Origin of the sequence: Nonlabens sp. (genome assembly GCF_047636915.1) — a bacterium.
Lineage (GTDB): Bacteria > Bacteroidota > Bacteroidia > Flavobacteriales > Flavobacteriaceae > Nonlabens.
Genome location: NZ_JBLIGN010000076.1, coordinates 1 through 12,496, shown reverse-complemented (window position 1 = coordinate 12,496; position 12,496 = coordinate 1). Strand labels below are relative to the sequence as shown.

The following is a 12,496-nucleotide window of genomic DNA, read 5'->3' as shown; positions in this document are numbered from 1 at the left end:
CAAAAGTGCTTGATGGCTATGGAAGCGAGTAATTGTGATCTAGGAATAGCCAGTGAAGGATCGTTTGGGTCTCATCCTTCCGTGTTTTTTGCCAGTGCTGATGATGAGATTTTAATATTTATTGATAAAATAAACAACCTAGAGATTATTGTCAGAGAATTGAGTCTAGAAACCAATTTTGCTGCTGACAAAATTAAAACAGAAAAAGAATTAATGGATTTTGCTCAATCTGTAAAATTTCCCTCTCATGGCCTCATACTTCGGAAATCAAAAAGTGACGCTACAGATATCGTCAAAGGCATAACAGATATAGAGCAATTAAAACAAGCCTTCCACAAACTCATCGAAACATCAAACTCCACTTATATAGAGACAGATATGAGAGCGATGTACAACCCTAGCAGAATGCTCGTTATACAAAAAGCTACCAAAAAATTGATTGAAAAGATAACATCCAGCTGTCCCAAATGTCATGTCCCTGGTTTTGGCGTAATAGATGTGAAAAAAGGACTAGAATGTGGCTTATGCGGCCAGGCAACCTCATCCACCTTGAGCCTTATTTATCAATGCGAACACTGCGGGTATTCAAAAGAAGCGATGTATCCCAATAAAAAGACAAGTGAAGATCCTATGTATTGCAATTACTGTAACCCGTAGAATTTTCATAAGAGCATTTAGGAGTCGTTCTTGAGCGTTTGTTTTTTTTATTGTTGTTTGAAGTTTAGCGGTCTTTTATCTTTTAGCTATCTATTGTGGCGTTCCCTACATTTTTGTCGTTTTCTTTTTTCCTGTTTTTTGATTTAAATATCCATGTGTCCTAAATTACAATTCGATATTTTGGCTTTACCTTTTCCTCTTTACCGACCATCTTGACTCTTTTTTTTTATTTCTTAACTCTTTTTCAACCTCTTTCCTTAATTTCTTGCAAAACCGGTCCATAACCATTCCTTACTAGCTTATTTTTGTAGAGCTTTTATGAAAAACATATCCACAAAAACGATTCAGGATTTAGAATTTGACGTAGTACTATCGCAAGCCAGCGCTTATTGTGTTACCGAAGACGGAAAAACTGCCATCAACGCTTTACAACCACAAACTTCAAGATTCTTAATAGAACGAGAGCTCGCTTACACGAGTGAATATCTTTGGTCCTTTTCTAGTGAACACAGTATTCCTAATCACGGTTTTGATCTTATAGAAAAAGAACTTCAGTTGTTAGGAATTGAAAACAGCACACTGGATAAAGACAGTATTAGGAAACTGGCTGTATTGCCGCGCACAGTGAACACACACATCAAGTTTTTCAAAAAGCTACAGGAATACTTCCCTCAGCTATTCAAACGACTGGAACCTATAGCTTACAATGAAATAGTTCCTACCCAAGTGGATCTTGTTATGGACAGATTTGGTGAGATAAAGGATAATGCTTCACCACTTTTAAAAAATCTAAGACGCGAAATGAATACCGTTCGGGGCCAACTTAATGGTAGTTTTGGCCAGGCGTTAAGTCATTATGGACAGTTGGACTATCTCGACGAGATTAGGGAAAGTGTGGTAGAAAACCGCCGTGTTCTTGCAGTAAAAGCGATGTACAGACGCAAGGTAAAAGGTAAAATGATGGGAAGCTCCAGGACTGGAAGCATCTCCTACATCGAGCCAGAGCGTGTATTAACGCTTTCGAGAAAGCTGTCAGAATTAGAAATAGAAGAACTGGAAGAAATACAGAGAATCCTCAAAGAACTGACTGATTTTTTACGTGCGTTCATCCCTGAATTTAAAGAATATAGAACATATCTGACCCATACAGATGTCATCGCTGCAAAAGCTAAATACGGCCGTAAAATAAACGGTTGCCTGCCTATGATGGTAACCCATCAAGAGCTAGAATTAGTAGATGCTTACCATCCTTTATTGTGGGTAGCAAACAATGACCGTGGAGAAAAAACCTACCCGCAAACGATACGACTGGCTCCAGAAAATAGAATTATTGTCATTTCTGGACCCAATGCTGGCGGAAAATCGATTACTTTAAAAACAATAGGTTTGCTTCAACTCATGATCCAAACAGGAATGTTAATACCTGTACATGAAAAAAGCAGAATCTGCATTTTTGATCATGTTCTTACTGATATAGGAGACAATCAAAGTATTGACAATCACTTAAGCACCTACAGTTATCGATTAAAAAACATGCGTGGCTTTTTAAATACTGCTAATGAAAAAACACTCTTTTTAATTGACGAATTTGGTACTGGATCTGATCCAGAATTAGGAGGTGCACTGGCAGAAAGTATGCTTGAAGAACTAAATGACCGTAAGTCCTACGGGATCATCACCACGCACTATACAAATTTAAAGATGCTCGCCAACGAGCTTCCTCAAATGACAAATGCTAACATGTTGTTTGATTCTCAATCCCTAGAACCCATTTATCAATTGCAGTTGGGAGAAGCTGGTAGCTCGTTTACCTTTGAAGTGGCTCAAAAAAACGGGATTCCTTATTCTTTAATCAATAAAGCAAAGAAAAAGGTGGAACGGGGCAAAATTCGTTTTGATAAATCTATTGCCGCTTTACAGAAAGAGCGTTCCAGCTTGCGGCGCAACAATGACAGCTTGCGCGATAAAGAAGTAATTACAACTCAACGAGCGACAAAACTAGAAGATACACAAGAACGCGTGCATCAAAAACTTCAAGATTTTCAAGAGCTTTATGATGGTTACCAACGTTTTATACAATTAGGTAAGAAGTTTGATAATCTTGCAGAAAATTTTGAAAATAATAAAAAGAAAAAGCTTTTGCTGGACGAATTGATGAAATTAGTCATCACAGAAAATGTAAAACGCAAGCCTAAAGCAACAAACAAAAAAGAAACTCCTAAAGCGGTACAAAAAGGAAAGCAAAAACAGGTAGAAAATGAAGTCATTCAAAAGGTGCAACAAATCAGAACTGAAAAGATTAAGGCTAAAGTATCCCTCGTAAAAGAAGAAGACCTAAAACCAAAAGTAGTTCTTAAAATAAACGACAAAGTAAAACTAGCTGGATCTAAGTCGGTAGGTACTGTGGATACCATTGAAAGAGGAAAAGTAACGATCAATTACGGGTTTTTCACCACTATTGCTCCTATTGAACAGTTAGAAAAAGTAGGTAACTGACTAATTAGCGACTGGAAGTAGAACCAAGGTTTAACGCTTACGAACCTAAAATTGTTGAACTCAACTATTTGTGGCAATTAAAAAGGGCTGTTTTTATATATGATCGCTTGTATTGAAAAGTATAGTTTTAAAGAGTAAGGCTTTTATTAAGGTTAATAATGTTACATAGATACCCATATAAATGGAAAAAAATCATGACATAGTGCTATTTGATGGTGTTTGCAATTTGTGCAACGGTGCTATTTTGTTCCTCATAAAACGGGATAAAAACGACCGATTTAGATTTGCCCCTTTGGAAAGTGAAGTCGGTAAGAAGTTGCTTTTAAAACATCAAATTGACCCTTCTAAAATAGACTCTATCGTTTTGGTTAGTGACAATACCGCTTTTGCTAAAGCTACCGCAGCATTGAATATATCAAGACATTTAGGCGGTTTATGGCCGCTCCTCTACTCTTTGATAATTATTCCTAATTTTATCACAGATGCAGTCTACGATTTCATTGCCAGAAACAGATACCGCTGGTTTGGTAAAAAGGAAAGCTGTATGATTCCTACACCAGAGCTACAATCAAAATTCCTATAGAATAGTTCAAAATGCTAGTTGTTGGACAGTTACAGACTATATTTATAGAAATATTATTATAGTGATTTTTTTTTGGTCTGGCTTTCTTATACTTATACTCTGCGGTGTAGCCTGTTTGCTTGTGCGAGATTATTTTTTCTTTGACACTACAAAAAATCATGGAGTTACCCAAGAAGTTTTTACGGTCGATAATAAAACCGTCACTGAAGAACGACTAGATAAAAAGCCGATTATTAAAAATGATACCCTTTCTAATGATGGAGTCGAGATTAAAAATATGCAGTCTTCGTTTACTGAAAGTGATAAAGGAGTTTCTGAAAAGAAACTAGACCCTATACCTGATTTAAAGTCCAAACCAATAGACGTTATCATTACAAATAGCAATGCGCAGCGATTTGCTTTTTATGGCAGTTCAAACACTATAGTACTATTATTTATTTTATATTACTTCCTTTATAAAAATCACCCTCAAGTAAAAACCACTTATGGGTGCCTTCGTTATGGTAAAGAGATTAAAAAAATAGCTGCTATTGATAGCAATGCTGTCGTAAGTATAAAGGGCTATAGTTCTCTAGAAGAAGATCCTTCTTCCGACAAAAAAAGAGCCGATTACTTGAGAGAGTACCTTCTAAAAATAGGAATCGATACCACTAAAATAAAAACAACAGATTCATTTCATAATGTAGAATTTGAAGACGGTGCCGCAAAAAGAGACGTTGATATGGAAATAACGAGAACTAATTATTTACCACTTGATACTTCATCTAACGCCTCTGCACAACGTACTAGAATGAAAAGGATTAAAAGCAATCCTTCCTTTCCTTTTAGCTATAAAAAAATCATTTCTCGTTATCAAAAAGCTTATTTTTATAAGGATCAAGCAGTTACTTTTTACATCAGTAAGATAAAAGAGAAACTGCAAGAGAGCCCTAGTAAAAACACAGAAGTATACGCTCCTGCATATTCTATAGGTAACACGTTAAATGATATTTCTATTGCTGAGGTAATTTCCTGGACAATAAAAAGAATTAGTACTCCATCAGGAATTCCTAATTTTAGCATGAAATGTATTTAAATGATAGAAAACTTGTGTCTACAAATCGAAATTATAAATGTATTGTCATAACTGTAAAATAAAATAGAGATGAAAATTATAGAAAACAATCTAACCCTACTCTTTATTATCATTGCTATGCTATTTGTCGCCTTTTTAATAGGGTACTTCTTTGGCTATTATGGAATTAATAAAAAAATAACTCTGAAGTTCAAAAATAAAAATAACATCAGAAACCAATCTTTAAAAAGTCCAAAATCTACAGCAACTGACACGTCTGAAGATATAAATCACATTGAAATATCTAACACCTCAACATCTGGAGCCTTAAGAGCTTTAAGAACACGAGAAAGAATAGGAAAACTAAGTGAAGAAGTGAAAAGTAAAATGGCGGATAAAACTATAGACTTTACACATATAGGTTTTGGTAATAAAAGCCATCGAGATGATTTTACAAAGATCGCAGGAATAAGTAGCTTGGTAGAAGAGAAACTAAACACCGTACGCATTTATAATTATTCGCAACTCTGTCAAATGACTGACCTCGATATAAGAGCTATTACCAAAGTCATCGAGTTTTTCCCGGGAAGAATACACCGCGACGATTGGAAGGGACAGGCAAAGGGATTAATGAGAAATAGTGAAAAAGAATCCGATTCTATATAAAACAATACCCTCACTACAATCAGGAGCTAACAAAAGGGGCTTTTAAATATTTTTAGTTAGCATTGTCTAGAGGAACTACCAAATTAATTTTTAAAAATTGTGTTGAAACATTTGAATTATGCTTGGTCCAGTTTGGTAATAAAACATATGCATAGTCGCCTGTGCTATATGAAATCGCAGTATAAATACAGTTCAATTTTATGATGACAATTGGATAAAAAAGAATTCCTTTATAGCAAAACTCAAGCTTAGATCGCACTACTTAAGATATTCCTTTGTTCAGGAATAAAGGAACTAAAACAGTTGGATTATAAATTATTGCTAAGGAGTGCTCTACAAATTTTAAAAAAAAAGCCCCTATAAATAAATAAAATTCGAATGGAGTCCGTTAAATTATGGAATACGTCCATGGGAAGCTTGAATGAGCAGCTTGATAAAAACTCATTCTTCAACAACTAATTTAAAAATATTAGTTCTTTTTCTTATTTCGCCAGTAGTAATAGACACCTATAAGCTCTGTTAGAAAGCCTATCAGAATCATACCCTTTGCTCCAACGATTTCAGTGGAATACATCACTACACCTAACAAAACAATAATACTACCCAAAGCAATCAAATAAATGGATCCTTTCATATTCATATTGTAAAAATAAAGCCTTCCCAGTAATTACAGCAAAAGCTTTATAATTATTATAAAAACCCTGATCCGTAACTCATCAAAAACTAAATCCCAACTGAAAACTAAATCTTGGTCCATCTTCCCCAGTAAACAGATTAAATGTAGCCCCTATAGCTTCAGAACTGTTGACCCAAAAACCGCCACCGAAGTTATTGTGCCATTTATTACTGTCTTCTCCATCTTGCCAAACTCGTCCGACATCAACTCCAGTAAATATTCCCATCTGTAAGGGAACAACCCCCGTTTTGAATTCGTTGAAACTATACCTTACATCTATCGAACTAGCAAAAGCACTTTCTCCAGAAAACCGTTGCGTACGATAACCTCTTAAACCGTTATTTTGCCCTATTTGAGCGCTCTGATAGAACTCATAACTATCTCCTATGTTGATAGTAGCTTGTGCCAGCGTTTTAAGAACCAATTTGCGATCGCGATTCAATGCGTTATAAAAACCTAGCTGAGGCTTAATATAACCAAAGGTGTTCCCAATATCATCTTTATCTGCATTGATTCCTGCTACAAGGTCAAAAATCATTCCTCTTGTTGGGTTTAAATTATTGTCGTAACTCTCGTAATTGTAACCGCCGTTAATCTCCACAAACCATTTACGTTCAAAGAAATCTGGATTAGAAGATGGATTTGCAAATTCTGATTCTAGAAACCTACCTTCATCAGCTTCCACTTGATAACTTTGTACTTCAATACCTCCTTTTAGATGAGAACCGTACTCACCCTTGTAGCTAACTCCTATACCTCCTGAAAGTTCGCTCAATCTTATGCGGTTAAAATCAAACTCTAAGTCGTCGTCATTATTTACTGTTTCATTACCTAAACCAAAGAAGTTCTCTGCAAACATAGGTCCAGAAAACCTCGCTTTTACGGTTAGATTCATTTGATTGAATACCCCTGCAAAAGTTCCTTTATAAGTAAGGTCAAAACCTCTTGTTGCAAAATAATAGCCCCCTTTGAATTGGTGTACTCTTGTGTTAGGATTGCGATTAAAACCCTTTACCGTATAGGTGTTTTGTAAGCCGATCTTGAACCCATCATCTGGATTAAATCCTATAGCCGGTACTGCTACATTTGATTTACTAATACTTTTTTTAGGGTCGTATAGATTTCTATCATAACTATCTGATAATCTGATTCTTGCTCCTGATTTGTTTTTAAACGTATTCTCTTTTGATTTATGATCATATATGGATATGGACTTTCCTTGCTCTAAATCATAAATATCATTGTTCTGACCACCTATAATTCTCACCTTGATTCGATTTTTTCCTGCCCCTATAGCTTCAATAATGTCGTCATCATCCAGTGCATATACCCATATCTCTTTGGTATCTTCTTTTAGGAACAAGCGATCTACAACAACATCAGCTTTTTTTCCGTCTTTGTTTCTATAGATGGTTATTCTGGTTTTACCATCCTCTACCCGATCTACCACGACAAAATCATCCTTATCTGTTCCCGTCACGATAGCGAGGTCAGACAGGTAATCGTAATATCGCTCTGCTATTTTCAATAAGTTACCACGGCGTATTTTCATGTTCGTGATGATCTTTTGAGTAGTTTGATCTGGATAAATTTCTATAGGAAGTTCTTTGAAAGCGGCTTCTATAACTTCGTCAGTTAGATTATCTTGAATAAATTGCGCTTGTGAAATCCACATATCTCTATCGGCTTCTTGAGCAAGAGTGCGGTCTAAATAAGCGGCGGCAGTATTGAACCATTTTACATTATCTAGCTCTTCATCGTAGGTAGCAAATTGTTTTGTTAAACCTATCATAGTTCTCAGTGTAGCAAAAAGAGCTCCATCAAAATTGGAAAAAACTTGATCTCTATCTCTTGGTATAGGTTTGAAGACACTTTTACCCTCTTTCTTAAATTGTGCCCATCTCCATTGGTCCTGGTGTCTGTCCCAATCTCCTAAAAGCATGTCAAACATACGCGCTTTTACAAAAGCTCGTTGATCGATGCTATATTTCTCATCCTCACGTATTTTTTCAAATAAATCTGCTGTACTTTCGATATCGTCTGGATTTCCAAAACTATCAAGATCTTTGTGGTTTTCTTCTGGACGTTCTACGAGTAGGTAGAGCTCATCACCATATTCATTATTATAGTTTTCTAATGCTTTTTGCTTGGGTACATAATAAATTTCTGGATTGGTATGATAAACACCTATAGCCTCACTTAACTTAGGTAATGTAAGTGCTGCATAAGGGTGCGCAGCTGTATAAAAATCAAATAATAAATCTTCTGCTGCGGTATCCTCAAAGGATGCTGCTACGGTATTCTCCTTAAAAACGGTAGTTTGTAAAAACTGTACAGCACTTTTTTTAAGTGCTCGCAAATTGTATTGTTTTCCATATTTATCTACCAGTCGCAACGACCTTGTTTGATGTCCGCCACCTGCTCTTTCCACTGTTAATCCACCTTTTAAAGAATCTAGAATTCCTACTCTTGCATTGATTTTAGTCCCGTATAGGGCTCTGTATTTTGTTCCCCAAACCGATTCAAAAACAGCACTTTTTACGACTCTTTCTCGATTATACACACTCGCTTTCGCGAAAGCGGGAAAATTATCAGGCAGCGTCTCTACATCAAATTCTTCAGGGGCTTTTATAGCTTCATGGGTGAAAAGTAATTTTTCTTTACCATTCTCAAATCCGAAGTAACGTACCCAACTGCTACCATCTTTCATGATGTCCAACCTTGCAAAACCCATTCCTCCATAGGAAAACAGACCGTCATTACTTAATGTGGCATAACTTTGTTTAGATCCTGATCCAGAAACTATTTGACGTATACTTTCATTTACGATATACTGCAAGGTATGTTCGTGACCGCTAGCAAAAATAATTCTAGGCGCGGCTGATGCGCGAGCAAGAGTAGCAATTCTATCAGACATTTCTTGGTAACGCTTGTTTTGTTTGTCTTGTGGGCTAACGCCACCGCTAGTTCTTATTTGAGTCGCTAAGGATCCTAATACAGGCAATGGTAAAGAAGACTGTGAAGGATATAAATGTTTAGTAGCTGCATACTGACCTCCGTGAACACCATTGGTAAACAATGGATGGTGCAAAGCAAATACAATAGTTTTATCTTGATTTTTCTTCAATTCGCCTTCAATTTCCAAGAAAAACTGTTCCCTCGTTTTAATTTGATCACAATCGTCATTTATAGTGGGGTGATCATCCCATCTTGTTAAATACCACTGGCTGTCTACGATGATAAGTTGGATGCGCTTACTTATATCGATACTACTAATTGGACAGCCGACTTTAGGTTTCCAAATATTTTTATGATCAAGAGCTCCTTCTATGTATTTTTTTTCTCGTTCTACATTTTTTAGTCCTTTATTGTACCAATCGTGATTCCCTGGAATAAAAATAGTAGATCCTTTAAACGACTTTGCTACATTTATTTGAGCGTCCAAATGATTTTCAGCAAGGGGTCTAAATTTTGAATCTTTTTCTGGCATACCTGTAGGATAAATATTATCTCCTAAAAATATAAGGTAATCCTTGTCTGTAGCTTGATACTTTATGTAGTTTTCTAGAGCAAGCAGTCCGTCGCTTTTTCCTCCGATAGGAGATTTACCTGCATCACCTATTAAATAAAAAGACTTTTCAATTTCTAATTTAATAGGGAAGAATTCTGAAGTTTTTTCTTTGTATTGAGCCTTAAAGCTAGCACAACCAGTAAGAATAATTGCTGTAAGTAATAAAAGAATGTTATTTTTAATCATAAGTGTGGAAATCATATTAATTTTAGCAACAACAAATTTATAAAATGGGCGATATTTTTAAAATTACTGATGATTTTGTACTAAATCTGTTAAAAAACCAACTCGATGCTAAATATGTATATCATAACTATACACATACAAAACGGGTTGTTAAAAGTACACAGGAAATTATCGATAATTCTCAAATCAGTGTTAAAGAGCAAAAAGCGCTTATTTTTGCTGCTTGGCTGCACGACACCGGTTATATAAAAGGAGCTGATGGTCACGAAGAAGAAAGTGCGCGTATTGCCGATGAATTTCTAACAGAGCAAAACGAAATGCCAGAAATAAAAGACCTTGTAAAACGTCTTATTATGGCTACAAAATTTAATGGTGCCCCTAAGTGTCCACTAGAAGAAATTATAAGAGATGCAGATGCCTCTCACTTTGCTAAAGAGTACTACAAAGAAACCAGTGAACTCCTTCAGCAAGAGATGAAATTGAGTGGTTGTGAATACACTAACAAACAATGGCGTAAAGAAAACATTAACGTTTTTACAGAGAAACATCGCTACTATACGGCTTATGCCATAAAAAACTGGAACACTTCAAAAAACAACAACCTCCTAAAACTTATCAAAGCAAAAAAGAAAAAGAAAAAGAAATTTGATAAAGAAAAAGCCAAAGTTGACCTTAAAAACCAGAGTCCTGAAAGAGCGATACAGACCCTTTTTAGAACGACATTGCGCAATCACATCAAGCTTAGTGATATCGCTGATACTAAGGCAAACATATTGCTCTCGGTAAACGCTATTATTATATCTCTTGCGCTGGCTAATTTAATTCCTAAACTAGAACAACTGAGCAATAGGCATTTACTATGGCCCACCTTGATCTTGGTCTTGTTTTCTGTCGCAAGTATCATTTTGTCTATTATGTCCACAAAACCTAATATAACAAGCGGCGAATTTACTGATGAACAAGTTCAAAATAGAAACGTAAATTTATTGTTCTTTGGAAACTTTCATAAAGTACCTTTTCAAAGGTATCAAAAAGCGCTGATGAGCTTGATCGACGATAAAGAGGAAATTTATGAATCTTTAATAAAAGATCTCTGGTCCTTAGGAGTGGTATTGAATAGAAAATACACGCTTCTGCGTTGGACTTACACGATTTTTATGATAGGAATCATCGCATCTGTCTTGGCATTTATCATCGCATTTACAACCATAGATTACGCTAGTGCTACACCTGTAATTCCTTAACAAGATCGTCATAGCTCAATGTGCCTTCTGTAATTTCTATGTTATAAAGGACGCTTACTCTCAAAGCTTTTAAACCAACTACACCTTGAACGTCTTCCAGTTCAAAGTGTTCTATTTCCTTTCCCAACAGATTGTTGTGTTGCAGAAAGCTGATGTATCGCAAATATTCTCTTTCTGTTTCTTTATCTGTAAAGATAATGGCTATTTTCCCTTTTTTAGTAATACGCTCTTCCGTTCCTTTGATGTGTGCTTTATCAATTCTCTTTTTAACAACTTCATAACGTGCGTTATAAGCTCCATCTACATCAAATCGCTTTTCATCTATTCGGTACCTAATACTTAGTGTATTGTCAAAAACAAGAATCATACTAGCTGCTTCTATCACAGAAGGTAGATTCTCTTGTATGGAATAAAATTTGTTTTCCATTTCAATCATGGTCTGTAATTGCCACAATCTTAAGTTATAAAGGTAGACTACATTAAAGTCTTGATCTACCGTAATACTACTTCCTACATAGATATTGTGTTCTACACCATCCGTTTTGAAACGTTCAAAATAATGTGGGAAAATTTGTTGTGCCTCTTGTTGTCTCTTATCAATAGCGCTGGTAAGCGCCTCATTTATTGCTTGAACCGAAGTGTCATAATTATTGCGTTCCTTATAAATAACACCACTATTTGTTTCAACCTGTGCTTGATAACCCTTGACTAACTCTGAAACCTCCAGAGGCAGTTTTAGCAAGTGCTTCATCACTGGATTGATCTCTTCTCTAAGCAATTTTATAATATCTCTTTCTGAGTTTGCATCTATGATATCGTTATCTATGTCTTTACGATAGGCTAATACTCTGTAAGATATTTGATCATAAATAGGTAATTTTTCATGCTTTTTTGCGAAAGTAAATATTTCACAAACTTGGTCCAGCTGATTCAATAAGTCTTGTTTAATAGCTTTATTACGAGCATCACTACTTCCTACGATATCTATCTGTCCATATAAAGGATGAATATCTGGAAAGCCGATATCCTTAAAGGGTTCTGATTTTAAATGGTGAACTTTAGCTTTTATCAACCTTCTGGCTTCTCTCTCAAATTTCCACTGCACACTGGGATGTATAGAGGTACACTCCGTCTGGATCAAAGCCTTAATACTATTTTGATATTCTTGTTCTGTTCTTATCAAAGCCGCTTTGATATAACCCGCAACGCTCTCTATCTTTAAAACATTAAAGCTATTCAGCGCAAACACCTTTTTACTCACGATCTCTAATACGCCTATTAATTTTTTAGACTTAGTTATAGGATAAAAAATAGCACTTTTAAATCCATTTTTCAAAAGGTTATCCGTTAGAAACTTATTTTC

8 protein-coding genes and 1 pseudogene are annotated in these 12,496 nt (G+C 35.6%); 6 read left to right on the top strand and 3 right to left on the bottom strand.

All coding sequences use genetic code 11. The annotated features are described in order from the left end of the window. From ACJAT0_RS10510 to ACJAT0_RS10490, 5 genes are all read left to right on the top strand, one after another. Positions 1-657, top strand: a 657-nt coding sequence (locus tag ACJAT0_RS10510; RefSeq protein WP_415181615.1) for a DUF6671 family protein, incomplete at its 5' end; no start/stop codon positions are given. 318 nt (positions 658-975) lie between these two features. Next, positions 976-3,153, top strand: coding sequence for an endonuclease MutS2 (locus ACJAT0_RS10505; protein ID WP_415181614.1), 2,178 nt, complete (start codon positions 976-978; stop codon positions 3,151-3,153). 181 nt (positions 3,154-3,334) lie between these two features. Beyond that, a complete protein-coding gene (locus ACJAT0_RS10500) occupies positions 3,335-3,736 on the top strand; it encodes a thiol-disulfide oxidoreductase DCC family protein (protein WP_415181613.1) in 402 nt (133 codons plus the stop codon). 121 nt (positions 3,737-3,857) lie between these two features. Next, positions 3,858-4,811 carry a hypothetical protein gene (locus tag ACJAT0_RS10495; RefSeq protein WP_415181612.1) on the top strand — a complete coding sequence of 318 codons (954 nt, stop codon included), beginning with the start codon at positions 3,858-3,860 and terminating at the stop codon, positions 4,809-4,811. Positions 4,812-4,880: 69 nt separating this feature from the next. Further along, entirely contained in the window at positions 4,881-5,456 is a 576-nt protein-coding gene (locus ACJAT0_RS10490; protein ID WP_415181611.1) for a hypothetical protein, read from the top strand. Positions 5,457-5,925: 469 nt separating this feature from the next. Here ACJAT0_RS10490 and ACJAT0_RS10485 read toward each other — a convergent pair whose 3' ends face one another. Then, complete coding sequence (locus ACJAT0_RS10485; protein ID WP_374002208.1) at positions 5,926-6,090, bottom strand: hypothetical protein; 165 nt, start codon at positions 6,088-6,090, stop codon at positions 5,926-5,928. Between the two features lie 82 nt (positions 6,091-6,172). Then, positions 6,173-9,904 (bottom strand): metallophosphoesterase, encoded by a 3,732-nt coding sequence (locus ACJAT0_RS10480; RefSeq protein WP_415181610.1) that lies wholly within the window; start codon positions 9,902-9,904, stop codon positions 6,173-6,175. Between the two features lie 29 nt (positions 9,905-9,933). Between ACJAT0_RS10480 and ACJAT0_RS10475 the strand changes: the two genes are divergently transcribed. Further along, the gene (locus tag ACJAT0_RS10475; protein ID WP_415181609.1) at positions 9,934-11,133 is read left to right on the top strand and encodes a Pycsar system effector family protein; all 1,200 of its coding nucleotides are present in this window, start codon (positions 9,934-9,936) and stop codon (positions 11,131-11,133) included. Here ACJAT0_RS10475 and ACJAT0_RS10470 read toward each other — a convergent pair. After that, positions 11,114-12,496: pseudogene (locus tag ACJAT0_RS10470) on the bottom strand (GAF domain-containing protein); the annotation flags it as partial. The gene ACJAT0_RS10475 and the pseudogene ACJAT0_RS10470 overlap by 20 nt on opposite strands.